This is a genomic window from Indolivaga macrotermitis (assembly GCF_900128985.1).
In the GTDB taxonomy this organism is placed as follows: Bacteria; Bacteroidota; Bacteroidia; order Bacteroidales; family Dysgonomonadaceae; genus Dysgonomonas_A; species Dysgonomonas_A macrotermitis.
Map to the genome: position 1 here is coordinate 400,871 of NZ_FQUC01000001.1, position 19,966 is coordinate 420,836.

The following is a 19,966-nucleotide window of genomic DNA, read 5'->3' on the forward strand; positions in this document are numbered from 1 at the left end:
ATCAATTATTACTGGCTGTATTATTGGCTATTATCAGTCTGGGTACATCTTGTGCGGAGAGTACAGCGGAGAATAAATATGCATATCTCTACACCGATCTGCCGTTCGAGATGCCTGTATTGGCTCCACCTGTTTTTCCCGATAACGAAGTTTCGATAAAAGACTTCGGTGGGGTCGGTGATGGTATTGCTTTGAATACCGAAGCTTTTTCCAAAGCAATAGAAGCTTTAGTAGCAAAGGGCGGAGGTACGCTGGTTGTTCCTCAGGGCGTATGGTTTACAGGGCCTATAGTGTTGAAAAGCAATATTAATCTGCATCTCCAAGACCGTGCAATCATCTTATTTTCACCTGATAAGTCTTTATATCCGTTAGTGGAAACTGTATTTGAGGGATTGGATACACGTCGTTGCCAGTCTCCGGTCTCCGGTCGTAATCTGGAGAATGTTGCTGTTACAGGTAGTGGTGCAATAGATGGCAACGGGCATGTATGGCGCCCTTTAAAGAAGGAAAAGGTGTCGGAACGGTTCTGGAAATCCGCAACCTCTAAAGGAGGAGCTTTCAAGCGTGACGATTACTGGATGCCGTCTGATCAATATTTACATGGTGATACTATCAGTGATATGAATGTTCCCCGTCATCTGAAAACCGAAGCCGAATGGGAGTCTGTTCGGGATTTCCTTCGTCCGGTGATGATAAGTTTTATCGAATGTAAAAATGTATATCTGCAAGGTGTGATATTTCAGAATTCACCGGCATGGAACATTCACCCTTTGATGTGCGAAAATGTGATTATAGACGGTGTACAGGTACGCAACCCGTCTTATGCCCAAAATGGTGATGGATTAGACCTTGAGTCATGTAAAAACTCAATTATAGTAAACAGTACATTCGATGTGGGAGATGATGGTATATGTATCAAGTCTGGTAAAGACGAAGACGGTCGCCGCCGTAACCGTCCGACTGAAAATGTAATAGTAGATAACTGTACAGTATTCAAAGGTCATGGAGGTTTTGTTGTAGGAAGCGAGATGTCCGGTGGGGTACGTAATATCAAAGTGGCTAATTGCCAGTTTTTGGGAACAGATGTAGGGCTCCGTTTCAAGAGTAACCGTCAACGGGGCGGAGTTGTTGAGAATATTTATATATCGAATATCAGTATGTTTGATATACCTACCGATCCTATATCGTTCAACCTGTATTATGGAGGAAAATCAGAAGTAGAGGTTTTGGAAGATGGTGATGTAATCCGTAAAGAAGAAGTATTACCTCCCGTAACGGAGTTAACTCCAACATTCCGCAATATTTATGTAACAAATGTAACCTGTAGTAATGCACGGCGCGCCATGTATTTTAATGGGCTTCCCGAACATAATATCGATAACATTAATATCGAAAATGTAACTATACATTCGCAGTTAGGTGCTGAGTTAGTCGAATCTCAGAATATAACTTTGAAGAATGTAAATATCTATCCCCGTTCGGGTGCTGCACTCAGGCTATCCAATGTGAAGGATGTAAAAGTGGAAGGCTTACAAACGGAACAGAATATCGAATCGGTATTTGAAATTGGAGGTAACAAGACCCGTAATGTTGATATAAAATCGCCATACGGACAAGATAAGCTAAATGTAACTAAAAGTATTCCGGAAGGAGCTGTTAAGTTTACAACAGTAGGTAAATAACAAGTAAATAGAACCGAATAAATAATTATGATGCACAAAACATTAGCATTAACTTTTGCCGCTTTCCTCGGAACGGCATCGGCATTCTCTCAGGCGACACTAAGTCCCGAACAAGTGGCAGAAGCTATCGGCGACCGCATAATTAAAGAAACCCCATATACTTTTGTAAATAAGCAGACGGGACAAGTTTATAACAACCTGAAAGGGGTGCCTGTGTCTATGGACGTAAAGGTACAGAACGAATATAACGATTGGCATTATACCAACGGAGTACTGAATATTGCCCTGCTCGAACTGGCTGATGCCACAAACGAAAAGAAATACGAGTCTTATGCCTTCAAGAATATGGACTTTGTTTTCGATAAAGACAATTTAGGTTATTTCAGAAAACAGTATGATCAGGCTTTCAAGGAAGGAGGCTGGAAAGCTATCCGTAAACTTAGCTGGCATATGATATTCCGGGGCAAGCGGTTAGACGATAACGGCCCAATGGGAGCTGGTCTGATCGAATTGCAGATGCGCCGGGCTACACCTGCTTATCTGGAATATATAAACGAAACTAATGAGCATCTTTTGTATAGTGAACCTCGTCTGGATGACGGTACTATTGCCCGTATTTGGCCTCACGAGAATACAATTTGGGCTGATGACTTGTTTATGGCAATTTCTTTTCTTTGCCGTATGGGTAAAATGACAGGTGATGTGAAATATTTCGATGATGCTGCCAATCAGGTGCTGAATTATACGAAGTACTTGTGGCATCCCGGTAAACAGATCTATTACCATTGCTATCATACCGATACTAAAGAGTTAGGTGTTGCTCATTGGTCACGTGCTAACGGTTGGATGCTGATGGCTCAGGCTGATTTACTGACTATGCTACCAAAAGACCATCCTAAAAGGGCGGCTCTAATTGAGAACTTTAAGCAACAGGTAAGCGGTGTTGCCCGCTATCAGGGAAAGAACGGACTTTGGCATCAGTTACTGGACAAACCCGATTCTTACGAAGAGGTGACCGGAACAGCTATGTTCGTTTTCGGTATTGCACGGGGAGTTAGAGAAGGATGGATTCATCCCGACTTTATCTATGTGGCAGAACAAGGTCTGAAAGGAATGAAAACCAGACTGTCTGATGCAGGTGATGTTACTGATATTTGTGTAGGAACAGGTATTATGCCTTCATTGGCGTATTATTACAACCGTCCTGTTCAAAAGAATGCTCCTATGGGAGAAGGCCCTGTAATACGCGCTTTGGTAGAGATGTCGAAAGCTAAGAAATACAGCGAGATTTCTGCCGATAGTCAATACGACAAAATCGTGGTCAAAAAGTAATTTGAATATTTTGTAGTGAGCATTTTCTAGTGCTACTTTAGCTAGCTAGCCTGAAACCCTGAGAAATGCGCTCAGGGTTTCTTTTGTTATTATAGACCGATAAAGTACTCTTTGTTTGCTTTGGTCTTGAAAGTTGTGATGTAGTAGCCATCTTTTTTAGAGGATTTGCTCGATGCCCCTTTGATCTTGATAGGAGTGCCTGTTCTGAGTATACAAGTATTGTCGGTTTTTGATAATATCTTACCCGATATAACTTTACCATTATCCCATTCCATATCAATAACAAATGCTCCTCTGGCACAAAGACCGGTAGCCTTGCCCTTGCTCCAGTTTATCGGTAATGCAGGTAATAAGTGGATTTCATTCAGGTGGCTCTGGATAAGCATCTCTCCTACACCTGATATTCCGCCGAAGTTTCCATCTATCTGAAAAGGCGGATGTGTATCGAACAGATTCGGTAGAGTCGATGTCGAGAGCAATTCTCTATATAATTTGTAGGCTTTATCCTTGTTTAACAAACGGGCGTGAAAATTTACTTTCCAAGCTTTACTCCATCCTGTACCACCGTCTCCTCTAACCTCCAGTGTTTTTTGGCAGGCATCAGCAAGTTCAGGAGTAAGTATAGGTGATATTTGCCGTCCGGGATGTAAGCCGAATAAATGTGATACATGCCGGTGTTGAGGATCCTGATCTTTCCAGTCTTTATACCATTCAATAAGATTTCCGTCTTTACCTATCTGTAAAGGATAAATTTTATCGCGCGCTTCAGTCCATTTTAGCCGGAGGTCTTTGTCCGTATTCAGTGTTTCGGATGCTTCGATGAGGTTGTTCAACAAATCCCAGATTATCTCCAGATCCATTGCCGAGGCAATAGTTACGACTCCTTCTTTTCCGTTCTCATCTATAAAAACATTTTCGGGAGATGTCGAAGGCGCTGTAATCAGGTGTCCGTCTTTCTCTATCATCCAGTCTAAGCAAAAGTCAGCGGCACTCTTCATCAGAGGATAGGCAGTCTCAGACAGAAACTGTTTATCGTTAGTGAAGCGGTAATGTTCGTACAAATGTTGACTCAACCACGGAGAACCGAGTGACCAGTTTGCCCATTTAGGGTCGCCTTGCTGAACACCGACAGGATTAGCATGTGCCCATATATCCGAATTATGATGTACAGCCCATCCTTTCATATTATAGTAGTTGCGGGCTATCTGTGTTCCGGTAACAGATACATTCCGGATAAATTGAATCAGAGGCTCTGTCATTTCCGACATATTCAGCATTTCGGCAGGCCAATAATTCATTTCCAGATTGATATTAGTCGTAAAGTTACTGCCCCACGAAGGTCGTTGGTTTTTATTCCAGATACCTTGAAGATTGGCAGGGATACCCCCGGGACGTGACGACGAAATGAGTAAATAGCGTCCGAACTGGAAGTAAAGGCTTTCGAGAGCAGGATCTTCTTTGCCTGTTGCATATTCTTTCAATCGTTCATCCGTAGGTTTGTTTATTGCATCCGTACTTCCTATATCGAAGGTTACCCGGTTAAAGTATTTTTGATAGTCGGTAATATGTCTGTCTTTCAGTTGATCGTAAGATATATCTTTTGCTACGTCAAGATAGTTGGTTGTGAGAATGTTTTCATCTTTTCCTTCCGTGTCAGGGCGCTTGTTATAACCATTAAAGCTGGTTGCAGCAGAGATTATTAGTACTACTTCTGTTGCTCCCTTTATTTGTAATGAGGGATCGGTAGATACTGTGCCGTCTTTCAGTATCGCTTTTATCCTATACTGATAACGCATTCCTTTTTTTCCATCAGGACTAGAATAGAGGAGTGGAAATCTACGCTCGGAATCGACATAAATTGGAGCTTGCCCATTGAGAACGAATTCATCATTCGAGATACTTTGTATTGAAGCATACTCAAAGGCGGTATTTGCTCCGACAGAGAAGTTTAACCCTCCTTTTTTAGAGGCAGTCAGCTTTATAACTGCCACCTGATCCGGTGCAGAAACGAAAGCTTCACGGGTGTAATCAATAGTATCAACGGAAAAGCGTGTTAATGATACAGCAGTATTCAGGTCGAGTTCCCTGTAATAGTTTTTAGGTTCAGCTACGGAAGAATACTTTTGTTCAATAATAATATCGCCCATCGGAAGGAACGACTGGCTGTTTTTGCCCTGTATATATCGTAATAGCTTGGACGCTTCGCTCCAGTTTTCTTTAAAAAGCTCGTCACGTACTTTTTGAAGTTGTGACGGAGTATCTTTTGGAGCAGAGGTATCGGTCGGGCCTCCTCCCCATAGAGATTCTTCGTTCAGGTTGAATGTTTCCCGTTCTACATTACCATACACCATAAGGCCTATGCGTCCATTCCCTAGAGGAAGAGCTTCTTCAAAACGGGTCGCCGGGGTATTATACCACAATTTGAGATTATTATCATTCTGCCCTATAACCTGTAAGCTTAAGCAGAAAGATAAGAAGACGATTAGTTTGATTGTTTTCATGGTTGTTATTGTTTAGAAACAGGTATCTGATAGAATTTGCGGTCTTTGTCGAAGTCCACCATAATCTGGTCGAGTACTACACCTTCATCCAAAGCATAAATACGGATTGTATGTTTACCCGGTTTGGTTATGTTATGAATGGTCTCTTTCACTGTTTGATTTCTTAGTACATTTATTTTCCATGGTTCGCTTCGGAACTCGGTTGCCAATGAAACTATCTGGGGCTTCTCATTATCTACAGCTATTGCGTATCTCAGGTCTTTACCTTCAATAGGGTGATTGGGAATGAGAGCTGTCCTGATAACAGCTTCACCCATACTGGTTGTATAGATGGTATATTCAACGAAATATTTTTCTCCGACAGGAATTACCATGGCATTTAAGCTATGTCCTAAACCTTGTATCGGACGTGCTTGTTTGGGAGACAAGCTGTAATCTACAGCATTCATTGCTATCATCCGGTCTGATTCCATCCCTTTTGTGATATTATTGTTGATTGCTGTCAGTACAAAATTATAAATTTCACCGTTGATTGATAGACTACATTCTCCGGAGACTCGATCTTTCGTTACATTATCCCAGTTGATACTTAATACCAATCTTTTTAAGTTCAGTTCATTTGTGGCGACTTCTTTAGCGTTTAGCCAATTTAACGATGTATTGAAAGTCCATTCTACCGGCTGATTTCCTTGTTGAAGTAAAATTACAAATGTAGAGTCTTTAGCATGTTTTACCAAAGGTTGCAGGTTGATGGTAGCTCCTGCGGTACGTGGTTGTTCTTCCCCTTCAATCCATACCGAAGCCTTCCCGGAATTTGCGATATCGACTCTGTCGGGTAGGGGTGCACGCTCGAAAACTGCGAGTTTGCGGGGCTTCATGTCCATCATTCCATCCCATTTCATTTTAGCCATATCCCGGTTGTATGCCATAGTTAGAGCAGTAATTTCATTATAGGCATTGTTACTTTGTAGGGCATACAAGTTTGCATCGGGCAGATTATGTTTAGCAAATAAACGTGCCTTTTGTGCATATAAAAGCTTTTTGTTCATCTCAGCAGCTGCATTTACAGGATAGGTCATCAATTGAAAATAAGCACTCTTCCGGTTATCGGGTATTTCTTCTCCCAGTTGATTAATAATATCAGTAATACGGTCGTAATCGGCAATACGCTGTTCTATCTCATCACCGAACATAAACGGATTAAATTCGGTGTCAATAACCGGAGTTTTCCCTCCTTTTACAGAATACTCCTCGACCCGGCTCCAACCCATAAATTCGGGACGCCGGATAGATGCCAGACGGAAATATTCTTTCATGACAAAACTTAGCTGAGGTGAAAGAGCCTTCCCGAATTCACGGGTTAACCACGTATCCATGTGCTGATAGATATTGGAGTCGTCTATACTATTGATATTCCAAGCCATATCGAGAAAGAATTCCATGTCATATTCTGCAGGCTTAATATCTCCTACATTAAGTATCCAAAGCTTCCGTACATTGTGTTTCCAAGCATTTTGCATTTGATAATATATGAGCGAAGGCTGGGTTGTCGATAACCACAGATAATCGTGAGGGCGTCCCCAATAGGATATATGATAGTATACGCCACCGCCTCCTTTGCGCTTCTGTTCTTCGGTATTGCTTAACCGGGTTAAGTATCCATAATTGTCGTCGCACCAAACCAGAGTCACATCATCGGGCAGCTTCAATCCGTTTTCGTATACGCTTAATACTTCTTTGTAAGGAATAAAGGCTTGAGGTATCGACGAAGCATCTTTACCTACATATTTTGTCAATAACTGTCGTTGGTTATCAATTACATCTTGTAGAACGGACGTTTGTTCATCTAAAGTCTTTACTCCTTCCATTTTACCATCGTGTACGCCACGCATGCCTATTGTGTAGAAGTTCTCGTATTTACCGGCTTCCTGTAAGCGTTCGCCCCAATATTGGTTGATTGTTTCTTTGTTGGTCAGGTAGTTGTATTCTCCATACTTTTTATTATCCCATTCTCCGGCTCCGTTCCGCATTAGAGGTTCACAGTGCGAAGTGCCCAGTACGATGCCATATTTATCGGCCATTTCTTTATTACCCTCCACGAAATAGAAAGGTACGGTCGATTCGTGCATGGCAGGCCAAAGAGTATTCGCTCTCAAACGAAGTAAAAGTTCGAAAATACGTGCATATGTTTTAGGTCCTATCTGTCCTTTTCTGGAAGTTTGCTCATAGTTTTTGCTGCTCCATGGCATTAATCCCCAATCTTCGTCATTCAGAAAAATTCCCCTGTATTGAACAGATGGTTGTTGCTGTGTATAATAGTCTCTTTTTAATGAAACTTCATCCTTTTTATCAGGGAGTGCATCAGCCCACCATACCCAGGGCGATACTCCTATCAGCCGCGAAAGTTCGAGTATACCATATGCTGTACCCCGGCTATCGCTACCGGCTACAACGAGTATGTCCTTGTTATTGTCTGTTATTATTTGAATTCGGAAAGCCTCCCATTGATCTTTTAATCCGTCAGCTTGTATTAGTTTTCGGGATATAAGCTCGTCTATGTATTTGTTTGTCCCGATAGTTCCTGCAACCACAGAGAAGCTATTTCCCGGACTTTGTAGCTTGGCTTTTATGCCGGAGACGAGTTCTACATCCGAAAAGAAAATATCACGGCTGGTTTGTACCACCTCTTTTTCTTTCGGGTCGATATAGACTTGTAAAGCCTTATCTTTTGTTATAAGCATAAAATCATTAGCTATGCTTGACAACGGCAGGCACATTAACAGATACAGAATAGAAAGTAAGGTTATGATGCGTTTCATGTAGAAATGGTTTAGATTAACAAGATACAAAAATAATATTCAGCAGAATGGTTTTAAATGTGATACGGTTCAATAACATGTAATATAATACCATAGTAAAAGAGAGATAGCCCGATAAAACGAGTTTACCCCCTTTAAAAGATCAGTTTGTATAGGTTTTTGGATAAAATTACATGTTATGTTATGACTACCTTTGGTATTTTTGTATCATGAATTAGCTTGTTCTGTTGAATAGGTTACCCTTTTGTTTGATGTTACTAATTAACCTGGATACACCATGAATTTTCTACCCCTGCGATTGTTTAAAGTCTGTTTATTATCCATCCTTTGTTTAACCGGAGGATTAGTTGTTAATGCCCAAAATAAGAAGATCGATTTGAAAGGAATCTGGCGGTTCGAAATCGATAGGAATGATACGGGAGTCAAAGACCGTTGGTTCGCTAAGACATTACCTGACCGTATATCTTTACCGGGATCGATGACCGAAAATTACAAAGGGGATGATATAACCCTTAATACTCAATGGACAGCTAGTATTTACGATAGCTCGTTTTTCTATAATCCCCGTTTGGAAAAGTTCAGAAAACAAGAAAACCTGAAACTTCCGTTCTGGCTGACTCCGGTAAAATATTATGTGGGTGCTGCATGGTATCAGACCGATGTAGAAGTACCTGCATCTTGGAGTGGCGAACGTATCGAGTTGTTTTTGGAGCGTCCCCACACCGAAACCCGTTTGTGGATAAACGACAAGGAGGTAGGCATGCAAAATTCGCTGAGCGTTCCTCATGTTTTTGAAATCAGCCGATTTCTGAAAAAGGGGAAAAATACCATAACACTCTGTATAGATAACCGGACTAAAGATATAGATGTCGGTAAAGATTCACACAGTATAACAGACCAGACACAAGGAAACTGGAACGGAATAGTCGGACGGATGGAACTTCAATCAACCCCCACAACTTATATCGAAGATGTACAGGTATACACGGATGTTCAGAACAAAAAAGCTACAGTGAAACTACGCATAGTAGGAAAAACACCGGGTAGTGTAACTCTTGCTGCTGAAAGCTTCAATGGAGAGACAAAGCATGTGGTAAGTCCCGTAACAACCGAATTTAAAATTACGGGAGATACAACATCCTTCGAAATGGGATTGCCTATGGGTAATGATATGCTTACATGGAGCGAGTTCCACCCTAACCTATACAAACTGAAAGTAACTCTAAATACAGGAAAGAAAACCGATGAAAAAGAAGTTCAATTCGGAATGCGCGAATTTTCGATCAAGGGTAAGTATTTCTATGTAAACGGGCAAACGGTTGTACTGCGTGGTACAGTAGAAAACTGCGTATTTCCTCTAACAGGTTATGCACCGATGGATGTAGAATCTTGGGAGCGAGTATTCCGCATTTGTAAAGACTTCGGTCTGAACCATATGCGCTTTCACTCATTCTGTCCTCCCGAAGCAGCCTTTAAGGCAGCCGACTTAGTTGGATTCTATCTGCAACCCGAAGGTCCAAGTTGGCCTAATCACGGTTCGTCGTTAGGAGATGGGCGTCCTGTAGACAACTATCTATGGGAGGAAAGTAAGCGTATTGTCAAAGAATACGGCAATTATCCTTCATTCTGTATGTTTGCCATCGGGAACGAACCTCGCGGACGCTGGGTTGCATGGGTAAGCAAATTTGTCGATTATTGGAAAGAAGCAGATCCACGCCGTGTTTACACCGGAGCGTCGGTAGGTAATAGTTGGGCATGGCAACCCAAAAGTGAATTCCATGTAAAAGCCGGAGCTAGAGGGCTGGCATGGGATAAGTTGCCCGAATCAAATTCGGATTATAGAGCCCGTATTGATACAGTGAAACAACCTTATGTGTCGCATGAAACAGGACAATGGTGTGTATTTCCGGACTTTACCGAGATAAAAAAATATACAGGCGTGATGCGCGCCCGCAACTTCGAACTGTTCCGCGAAGATTTGAAAGACCGCAATATGAGCTATCAGGCTGCCGACTTCTTACAGGCTTCGGGTAAATTACAGGCATTGTGCTATAAACACGAAATAGAGAAAACCTTGCGTACTCCCGACTATGCCGGATTCCAGTTGCTGAGTCTCAATGATTATTCGGGACAAGGCACAGCTCTTGTCGGTGTATTGAATGCGTTCTGGGAAGAAAAAGGTTATATCAATGCTTGGGAATTCCGCCGTTTTTGTGCTCCAACAGTATTACTATCCCGTATGGATAAGTTTGTGTTTACGAATAACGAAACGATGATAGCGCATATCGAAGTGGCAAACTTCGGAGAAAATGAATTGAAAGGTCAGGCAACCGATTGGAAAATAACCGATACATATGGCAAAGTATTAGCAAAAGGCCAATTGTCGGCTAAAGATATACTGATAGGCAACTGTCAGCAATTGGGAACAATAAATCTGCCATTGCAGGCATTTGATAAAGCTCAGAAACTGAATCTGGAAGTTTCGTTTGCTTGTACGGACATTTCTAACAACTGGGATTTCTGGGTATATCCTGCTGCATTACCACAGGTGGAAACAACAGGTGTACATATTACAGATAAAATAGATGATGAAACCAAAGCTGTTCTTGAAAAAGGAGGCAAAGTATTGCTTCTGACAGCAGGAAAAGTAGAGCAAGGAAAAGATGTGGTTCAGTATATGACTCCTGCATTCTGGAATACATCGTGGTTCAAAATGCGTCCTCCGCATACTGTAGGAACTCTGGTAAACAATTATCACCCGATATTGGAAGATTTCCCGACAGATACATATACCGATATTCAGTGGTGGGAGTTGATACAAAAGGCACAGGTTATGGAACTGAATAGTTTTCCTGCCATGTTCCAACCGATTGTTCAACCTATTGATACATGGTTTATCAACCGGAAGCTGGGAATGTTATTCGAAGCGAAAATAGGTAACGGCAGCATAGTTGTATGTAGTGCGGATCTTCGTTCCAATTTGGAAAACAGGCCTGTAGCACGTCAGTTATACTATTCGATAGTGAAATATATGAATTCGCATAAGTTTATGCCTGAATGGTCTTTGAATATTTCATTACTGGAAGATTTATACAAAAAAGAAGGGGAGCGGCTTAATATTGAAACAACTGATGCTCCCGATGAATTAAAAAACGTTATCCTTTAAATAATAACCTATGAAAAAGATCAGTATTGCAGCCGTTTTGTCTTTTGCATTAATGAGTTGTGTAAGTAATGCCGTAGAAACAGACTGGCCTCAGATTACCCGAGAAGCTAAACCCTGGACACGTTGGTGGTGGATGGGTAATGATGTAGACTCGGCAAACCTTACATACAATCTCGAAGCCTTAAGCAAGGCAGGTATGGGAGGAGTTGAAATAACACCTGTCTACGGAGTGAAAGGTAGAGAGAATCATTACATAGATTATTTATCTCCGCGATGGATGCGGATGTTAGGCTTTACCGAGTCGGAAGCAGTCCGTCTAGGTATGGGAGTAGATATGAATACCGGAACAGGATGGCCATTCGGAGGTCCTGAAGTAACTATTGAAGATGCCGCTACAAAAGCGATTTTTCAGCAATACGAAGTAAAAGCCGGGACACAATTAAAGGAAAATATTATAGTAAAAGACGAAAAGCAAAAGCCGGTAGCTCGTCTGAGTAAATTGATAGCTTATTCATCGAAGGGAGAAAAACTGGATATTACAGATAAAGTATCGCCCGAAGGTAAACTCGATTGGACAGCACCGGCAGGCAATGACTATAAACTGATAGCCTTATTTATCGGAAAAACTTTACAGAAAGTTAAACGGGCGGCACCCGGAGGCGAAGGTTATGTGATGAACCATTTTGATAAAGGTGCGGTTATGCGCTATTTCGGTAAATTCGATAAAGCTTTCGCCGAAAATAATACGGCTTTTCCAAACAGCTTCTTCAATGACTCATACGAAGTTTATGGAGGGGATTGGACTAAAGACTTATTAGAACAATTCGAGAAGAAAAGAGGATACAAACTAGAAGACTATTTTCCGGAGCTCTTATCCGATGGAGATACAGATACATCAGCCCGTGTGATTTCCGACTATAGGGAAACTATCAGCGAAATTCTGAAAGAAAATTTCACACAGCCGTGGACAGAATGGGCTCATTCTCATGGGGCAACGACTAAAAATCAGGCACATGGTTCACCAGCAAATTTGTTGGATATATACGCAGCAGTTGATATTCCTGAGTGTGAATCGTTCGGGATTTCGGATTTTGATCTTCCTTATTTGAGAAAAGACTCAGTCCGGAAGAAAAACGATGGAGACCCGACTGTTTTGAAATATGCATCTTCTGCAGCCCATATTGCAGGAAAGCAATATACTTCTTCCGAAACATTTACATGGCTGACCGAGCATTTCCGAACATCATTCTCACAATGTAAGCCGGAGATAGACCAGATGTTTACTTCCGGGGTCAATCATGTATATTTCCACGGAACAACTTATACTCCTCAAGAGGCAGCATGGCCGGGCTGGAAATTTTATGCTTCGGTTGATATGTCTCCTACTAATAATATTTGGGAAGATGCTCCTGCATTTTTCAGCTATATTACAAGGACACAGTCTTTCCTCCAATACGGTAAGCCAGATAGCGATTTCTTACTATATCTTCCGATATATGATATTTGGGAAGAACAAAGAGGAAATTATGCAACTTCATTCTCTATTCACGGAATGCGGAAACGCTTGCCAAAATTCTGCGATGGGGTAGAAGAAATAATGAAATACGGATACGACCTCGATTATATCTCTGACCATTTTATAAAAACGACAATTGTTGAAAACGGATTGCTTAAAACAGAAGGTGGAGCTACTTATAAAGCCCTGATTTTACCTGCAACCAGATATATCCCATTAGAAACGATAGAGCAAATAAAAAAACTGACCGAACAGGGTGCAACAGTAGTCTTTGCAGAGAACTATCCATCAGATGTACCCGGATTAAGCCAGTTGGAAGAAAGAAGAGCGAAGTTTAAATCAGTAATAGACGCATTTCCTAAAGTAGAATCGTTCGGGGTGTCTTACGAAAATAAGCTTGGCAAAGGAATTGTAATAACAGGAAACAATTACAAAGAAATATTAGCAAAATGTAAAGCAAACGAAGAAGTATTTGTGTCGGAACTAGGAGGTCAGTTGATACGGCGTTCTAACGAAAGCGGGCATCATTATTTCATGACCATGCTCAAAAATAATACTGTAGACGGATGGGTAACAATAGGAGTGAAAGCTAAAAGTGCTATTTTCTTTGATCCGATGACAGGAAAGAAAGGGCAGGCAACAGTCCGCGAGAATAATGGTAAAACTCAGGTTTACTTACAATTGAATCCAGGTGAATCTATCATTCTGAAAACGTTCGAAAAAAAGAATGTTGAGGTCGAAAAATGGGCTTATTATCAGTCAGCTGATAATAAAACAGAACTAAAAGATGGCTGGGTACTAAGTTTCCCGAAAAGCGAACCTGTTGTAAGTGAAAGCTTCAACCTTGCAACTTTGGGGTCTTGGACGAACCTGAATAACGAAGTCTTGAAAACCAATATGGGAACAGGTCGTTATACAGTGAAATTCGATTTCAAGAAGAATGGAACGAGTGAATATCTCCTTACTTTGGGCGATGTACGCGAAAGTGCAAAGGTAAAAGTAAATGGTAAGGATGCCGGTACATTATTCGCTGTTCCGTTCGAAACTAAGATCGGCTCATTGTTGCAAGATGGAGAAAACACTATTGAAATAGATGTAACCAATTTGCCTGCAAACCGTATTGCCGACTATGACCGTAGAGGCATAGACTGGCGCATATTCCAGGATATAAATATTGTAAGTGTAGACTATAAACCTGCGTTTTTCGGTAAGATGGAGCCTGTCCTTTCCGGATTATTAGGCCCTGTTGTAATTAAAGAACTCAAACTTATACAACCATGATAAAAAAGATAATACTGGTAGCAGCTATTTTAGCAGGGAGTGCTTTGAGTGTTTTCTCTCAGCAGAAAAAGACGTATTTCGACCCGAAAGATCTGACTATAGTCGGAACATATTATTATCCTGAACATTGGGACGAGTCGCAATGGGAAAGGGACTTGAAACAGATAAAAGATCTCGGATTCGACTTTGTACACTATGCTGAATTCGCATGGGCACAACTCGAACCATCCGAAGGTGTTTATGACTTTGCATGGCTCGACCGTGCTGTAGATATCGCCGATAAAAACGGACTGAAAGTAATTATGTGTACTTCTACAGCCACACCTCCTGTCTGGCTGATAAGAAATCATCCAGATATACTTATCGAACACGAAAACGGAACGAAGATGGATCATGGAGCCCGTCAGCATCCATCGGTGTCTAACAATTATTATCGTCAGTACTCAATGAAAATGATTGAGAAACTGGCGCAACGCTATGGTAACGATAAACGTATAATGGGATGGCAGCTCGATAATGAACCCCGTCCGGCTCAGGATTACGGGAAAGATGCCCAGCAACGTTTCAGGGATTATGTGAAAAATAAGTATCAGACTATAGGTGCATTGAATAAAGCCTGGGGAACAGCATTTTGGAGTCAGGTTTATTCCGACTTTTCGGAAATCAATATTCCCCGTGTTTCGCAAATGTTCATGAATACCCATCAGATTCTGGATTACAACCGTTTTACTACAGATGAAATGGCTGGTTTTCTGGATGAGCAAACTATTCTGATCCGCAAACATATAGGTACAGACCAATGGATCACCACCAATTATATCCCGGAATATTCCGATGGGCATTTGAGGAAAAGCATGGAACTCGATTTCCATTCCTATACACGTTATATGGTATTTGGCGAGAACTACGGTATCGGGCGGAAAGGCTACCGCTTAGGCCCTGTAGAACGAATTGCCAAAGCGAATGATTTCTTCCGCACAATCGATGGAGTATATGGCGTGATGGAACTTCAACCCGGACAGGTAAACTGGGGTACAATCAATTCCCAGCCGCTACCGGGTGCTGTACGTCTTTGGTTGTGGCATGTATTTGCCGGAGGAAGCAGTTTTACCTGTACTTACCGTTATCGTCAACCGATTTACGGAACAGAGTTATATCACTACGGTATCGTAGGACCTGATGGAGTAACCCCTACGAAAAGCGGACTGGAATATTCTGAGTTTAGCAAAGAGCTAGCTCAACTGCGTAAAGAATATAATCCATCGGCAAAGAATCCTGAAGCGTACGAGAAACGCCGTACTGCTATTCTCTACAATCATGAGAATACATGGGAAATGCAGAAAAATAAACAGACAACCGAATGGAGTACAGAAAAGCATATCGATAAGTATTACGATGCCTTGAAAAACTTCGGGGCCCCTGTCGATTTTATTGATGAAAGAAATGACCTGTCGAAATACAATGTCGTAATTGCACCCGCATATGAGATGGTAGATGAGGCATTGGTGCAGCGTTGGAAAGAGTATGCCGAAAATGGAGGAAATCTTGTTCTAACATGCCGTACAGGACATAAAACCCGTAACGGACAGCTTTTCGAAGCTCCGTTTGCTGCACCTATTTATTCGCTGATCGGTGCAAAAATTGATTTTTATGATTTGCTGCAACCTTCTACTCCCGATCAGGTAGTATTTGACGGACAAAAATACGATTGGACTAGTTGGGGTGAAATACTTGTACCCGATACCAATACTGAAGTATGGGCTACATACGAAGGTGATTTTTATGCAGGTCGTCCTTCTATAACGACCCATCGTTTGGGCAAAGGTACGGTGACCTATGTGGGAGTAGATTCTCATGACGGGACTATGGAAAAGGCGGTATTGAAGAAGTTATATGGTAAGTTGAATGTTCCGTTACTCGATTTACCGGCAGGATTACATATCGAGTATCGTGATGGTTTTGGTATTGCGGTTAATTATTCGGATAAGACGCTTTCGTTACCGGTTGCCAACAATGTAAAATACATTATCGGAGGAAAAGATATTAAAACAGCAGGAGTATCTGTCTGGAAAGAATAAGTGCCAATTTAAGAAAAAGAAATACCATGAAATTTAAACTTGTAAAATATTTTACGATAATTCTTTCCTGTTTGTCTTTAGCGTCGTTTACAGTTGCTCCAGATGGATATGAGACAATAAAAGTGGATGCTCCTTTTCCGATGGAGCCGATCAAAGTCTTTGTATATCCTGATAAGGATTTTAAAATAACCAAATACGGAGCAGTATCCGGTGGAGTGAAAGATAATACAGCAGCCATAGCAAAAGCTATTGCTGCCTGTAATAAAGCCGGAGGCGGCAGGGTAGTAGTGCCTGCCGGAGTATGGCTGACAGGCCCCATTCATTTCAAAAGTAATGTGAACTTACATTTAGAAGAAGGTGCAATATTGAGCTTCACCGATAATCCGGCGGACTATCTGCCGGCAGTTATGACCTCGTGGGAAGGTATGGAATGCTATAACTATTCACCATTGCTTTATGCTTTCGACTGCGATAATGTAGCAATTACCGGTCAAGGGACATTGCAACCCAAGATGGATACATGGAAGGTTTGGTTTAAGCGTCCGCAGCCGCATTTAGAGGCACTTAAAGAACTTTATACAATGGCATCGACAGATGTGCCCGTAATTGATCGTCAGATGGCGAAAGGAGAAAACAACCTTCGCCCTCACCTCATACACTTCAACAGATGTAAAAATGTATTGCTTGATGGATTTATGATCCGCGAAAGTCCCTTCTGGACTATCCACTTGTATATGTGTGATGGTGGGGTTGTACGCAATCTGGATGTAAAAGCCCACGGACATAATAATGACGGGGTGGATCTGGAGATGAGCCGGAATTTTCTGGTCGAAGACTGTACTTTCGATCAGGGTGATGACGCTGTAGTAATAAAAGCCGGGCGCAACCGGGACGCATGGAGGTTAGATGCTCCCTGCGAAAATATTGTAATCCGTAATTGCACTATACTCGAAGGACATACCTTACTCGGTATCGGCAGCGAACTTTCGGGTGGTATCCGTAATATCTATATGTATAATTGTGCTGCACCTAAGTCTGTACACCGTTTTTTCTTCATTAAAACAAATCATCGCCGGGGAGGCTTCGTAGAGAACATCTTTATGGAGAATGTAACATCGGGAAGTACCCAGCGTGTAATGGAGATTGATACGGAAGTGCTTTATCAATGGAAAGACCTTGTTCCTACATATGAGAAACGTCTTACACGTATAGAGGGAATACATCTGAAAAATGTGAGTTGCGATAGTACCGATGCAATATATGAACTGAAAGGTAATGCCGAATTACCTATACGGAATGTCGAAATAGAAAATGTGCACGTAGGTCAAGTAAAGAAATTCTTGAATAAGACCGAAAATGTATTTGATCTGAGGGAAAAGAATGTAACTTATTCAGAATTAGCTACACAATAAAATACTTTGGAGAAATGAGAGTTTTAGCTATTTTATTACTGAATCTGGTTATCGTATCATTACCTGCTTTATCTCAGGAAAAAGGAGGCAGATACAATGCGATAACGAGCGGTGTAGCATGGTTTGACCAGAATAATAAAGAGATCAACGCTCATGGTGCGTGCATCGTAAAAGAGGGGGATCGTTATTATCTGTTCGGCGAATATAAATCGGATACAAGTAATGCTTTTACCGGATTTAGTTGCTATTCATCAACTGATCTGGTAAACTGGACATTCGAAAACGTTGTACTTCCGCAGCAAAAAGCTGGATTATTGGGTCCGGATCGGGTAGGAGAACGTGTAAAAGTAATGAAATGTCCGTCTACGGGAGAATTTGTAATGTACATGCATTGTGATGATATGGGATATAAAGACCCTCATGTCGGTTATGCAACATGTAAAACTATAAGCGGAGATTACCAGTTCCATGGAGACCTTTTGCTTGATGGAAAATATCTGAAAAGGTGGGATTTGGGAACATTTCAGGATAGTGATGGTAAAGGATATGTGCTTACTCACGAAGGATTTATTTATGAGTTGGCAGATGACTATAAATCAGTAAACCGCATAGTCGTTTCTGATATGGCTCACGGCGGAGAGTCTCCGGCAATGTTCAGAGCGAATGGCTACTATTTCTGGTTATTTTCGAATAAAACCAGTTGGGAACGTAACGATAATTATTATCTGGTATCCAAATCACTCGAAGGATCGTGGATAAATAAAGGCAACTTTGCACCTATAGGCTCATTGACATGGAATTCACAAAGTTCTTTTGTACTACCTGTTGTAGGTAAAGGTGATACTCTGAATATGTATATGGGCGATCGTTGGTCATATCCCAAGCAGGGATCAGCAGGCACTTATGTTTGGCAACCCATTACTGTAACCGGAGACGAGATGTCTATTCCTGTATTTCAGGGGAGTTGGTCTTTTGACCGTCATAGTCAATGGCTCCCTATAAAAACAGATATGAAATCTGTAAAAAAAGATGCCCGTTGTATAGGTAACTGGAGCATGGGCGGAAACGTATTTAAATCGAATGAAAAAGGAGCGCAGATATCCGTACCGTTTAAAGGTAGCCGTATTTCAGTAAAGGGACTCTCAAATAATACGAGTGGTTATGCTAGCGTTGTCTTGAAAAACGGACAGAATGAAGAAGTACTGAATACGATTGTCGATTTTTACAGCCTATATGAAAATTCTTCATTGAAATTCAATAGTCCGGTCTTGGCTCAGGATAACTATACCCTTACAATAGAGGTCTTAGGAGAGCATCCTGCTTGGTCTGATAAAAGGAAAAGCGATTATGGTAGTACCGATAATTACATAATTATAGAAGATATATACATAAAGTAAAATAGAATATGAAAAAGATCATACTATTACCTTTTCTTATTTTTATTATTTGTGCATTTACAGCAAGCGATAAACCCGTAACGATATTTATCGCCGGCGACTCTACAGCCCAAAGTTATAAAGAGGAAAAGGACGGGCTGATAAAGGGATGGGGACAAATGCTTCCTCTGTTTTTAGACGACAATGTCAAGGTTGTGAATCATGCTATGGGAGGGCGCAGTACCAAAACTTTTATATCCGAAGGGCGTTGGGAGCGATTATTATCCGAAGTTAGTCCCGGTGACTATGTATTTGTCCAGTTTGGGCATAACGACGCTTCAACCCGTCCGGAGAGACATGCTTCGTATGACGATTACCGGAAGAACCTGATTCGTTTTATAGAAGATGTAAGGGCGAAGAAAGCCAACCCTGTGCTTCTAACCTCTGTGGTTATGCGGACATTTGATAAAAAGGGAAATCTCGTAGATGACCGTTTGAAAGGTTATCCGGTGATAACCCGTCAGGTAGCGAAGGAATACAATGTTCCGATGATAGATGTGAATCTGAAAACCCGCGATTTCATTACTATGTTGGGAGATTCGGCATCTATTCCTTATTATCGCTGGGTTGAACCGGGTGTGGACCATGCAAAGCCCGATGGATTGAAGGATGATACACATATGATGGAAAAAGGAGCGACTCAGGTAGCCTGCTTTGTTGCGGAAGGCATCAAAGAATTAAATCTCGAGGGTTTGAGTGAACATATATCCCTGAAAAATAATAAGTAAAGATTCAAGAAGATA

10 protein-coding genes are annotated in these 19,966 nt (G+C 41.4%); 8 read left to right on the forward strand and 2 right to left on the reverse strand.

Annotated features, from left to right (window positions below; genetic code table 11):
• The first annotated feature begins 29 nt into the window (after positions 1 to 29).
• Complete coding sequence (locus BUC12_RS01655; RefSeq protein WP_236689353.1) at positions 30 to 1,682, forward strand: glycoside hydrolase family 28 protein; 1,653 nt, start codon at positions 30 to 32, stop codon at positions 1,680 to 1,682.
• Between the two features lie 30 nt (positions 1,683 to 1,712).
• Entirely contained in the window at positions 1,713 to 3,014 is a 1,302-nt protein-coding gene (locus tag BUC12_RS01660) for a glycoside hydrolase family 88/105 protein (RefSeq protein WP_062175840.1), read from the forward strand.
• Positions 3,015 to 3,103: 89 nt separating this feature from the next.
• Here the strand turns inward: BUC12_RS01660 and BUC12_RS01665 are convergent, their stop codons facing one another.
• Both BUC12_RS01665 and BUC12_RS01670 read right to left on the reverse strand, forming a co-directional pair.
• On the reverse strand, positions 3,104 to 5,515 hold the full coding sequence (locus BUC12_RS01665) for a glycoside hydrolase family 95 protein (protein ID WP_062175434.1): 2,412 nt from the start codon (positions 5,513 to 5,515) through the stop codon (positions 3,104 to 3,106).
• A 5-nt stretch (positions 5,516 to 5,520) separates the two neighbouring features.
• A complete protein-coding gene (locus BUC12_RS01670) occupies positions 5,521 to 8,334 on the reverse strand; it encodes a glycosyl hydrolase 115 family protein (RefSeq protein WP_062175435.1) in 2,814 nt (937 codons plus the stop codon).
• A 277-nt stretch (positions 8,335 to 8,611) separates the two neighbouring features.
• Here BUC12_RS01670 and BUC12_RS01675 point away from each other — a divergent pair, with 277 nt between their 5' ends.
• From BUC12_RS01675 to BUC12_RS01700, 6 genes are read left to right on the forward strand one after another with little or no spacing between them, the layout of a single operon-like run.
• Positions 8,612 to 11,500 carry an exo-beta-1,4-galactosidase gene (locus tag BUC12_RS01675; RefSeq protein ID WP_062175436.1) on the forward strand — a complete coding sequence of 963 codons (2,889 nt, stop codon included), beginning with the start codon at positions 8,612 to 8,614 and terminating at the stop codon, positions 11,498 to 11,500.
• 10 nt (positions 11,501 to 11,510) lie between these two features.
• On the forward strand, positions 11,511 to 14,297 hold the full coding sequence (locus BUC12_RS01680) for an alpha-L-rhamnosidase (protein ID WP_062175437.1): 2,787 nt from the start codon (positions 11,511 to 11,513) through the stop codon (positions 14,295 to 14,297).
• Positions 14,294 to 16,375 carry a beta-galactosidase gene (locus BUC12_RS01685; RefSeq protein ID WP_062175438.1) on the forward strand — a complete coding sequence of 694 codons (2,082 nt, stop codon included), beginning with the start codon at positions 14,294 to 14,296 and terminating at the stop codon, positions 16,373 to 16,375. The genes BUC12_RS01680 and BUC12_RS01685 overlap by 4 nt, the downstream gene beginning before the upstream one ends.
• 26 nt (positions 16,376 to 16,401) lie before the next feature.
• Entirely contained in the window at positions 16,402 to 17,787 is a 1,386-nt protein-coding gene (locus BUC12_RS01690; RefSeq protein WP_062175439.1) for an alpha-d-galacturonidase, read from the forward strand.
• A gap of 14 nt (positions 17,788 to 17,801) precedes the next feature.
• Positions 17,802 to 19,184 (forward strand): family 43 glycosylhydrolase, encoded by a 1,383-nt coding sequence (locus tag BUC12_RS01695; RefSeq protein WP_062175440.1) that lies wholly within the window; start codon positions 17,802 to 17,804, stop codon positions 19,182 to 19,184.
• Positions 19,185 to 19,192: 8 nt separating this feature from the next.
• Positions 19,193 to 19,951, forward strand: a complete 759-nt coding sequence (locus BUC12_RS01700; protein ID WP_062175441.1) for a rhamnogalacturonan acetylesterase — start codon at positions 19,193 to 19,195, stop codon at positions 19,949 to 19,951.
• Positions 19,952 to 19,966: the final 15 nt, after the last annotated feature.

What these genes read in the sequence shown, in the direction of transcription:
- BUC12_RS01670 (WP_062175435.1), bottom strand. Translation starts at nt 8,334, where the DNA reads ATGAAACGCATCATAACCTTACTTTCTATTCTGTATCTGTTAATGTGC.
- BUC12_RS01695 (WP_062175440.1), top strand. Translation starts at nt 17,802, where the DNA reads ATGAGAGTTTTAGCTATTTTATTACTGAATCTGGTTATCGTATCATTA.
- BUC12_RS01685 (WP_062175438.1), top strand. Translation starts at nt 14,294, where the DNA reads ATGATAAAAAAGATAATACTGGTAGCAGCTATTTTAGCAGGGAGTGCT.
- BUC12_RS01700 (WP_062175441.1), top strand. Translation starts at nt 19,193, where the DNA reads ATGAAAAAGATCATACTATTACCTTTTCTTATTTTTATTATTTGTGCA.
- BUC12_RS01660 (WP_062175840.1), top strand. Translation starts at nt 1,713, where the DNA reads ATGCACAAAACATTAGCATTAACTTTTGCCGCTTTCCTCGGAACGGCA.
- BUC12_RS01680 (WP_062175437.1), top strand. Translation starts at nt 11,511, where the DNA reads ATGAAAAAGATCAGTATTGCAGCCGTTTTGTCTTTTGCATTAATGAGT.
- BUC12_RS01675 (WP_062175436.1), top strand. Translation starts at nt 8,612, where the DNA reads ATGAATTTTCTACCCCTGCGATTGTTTAAAGTCTGTTTATTATCCATC.
- BUC12_RS01665 (WP_062175434.1), bottom strand. Translation starts at nt 5,515, where the DNA reads ATGAAAACAATCAAACTAATCGTCTTCTTATCTTTCTGCTTAAGCTTA.
- BUC12_RS01690 (WP_062175439.1), top strand. Translation starts at nt 16,402, where the DNA reads ATGAAATTTAAACTTGTAAAATATTTTACGATAATTCTTTCCTGTTTG.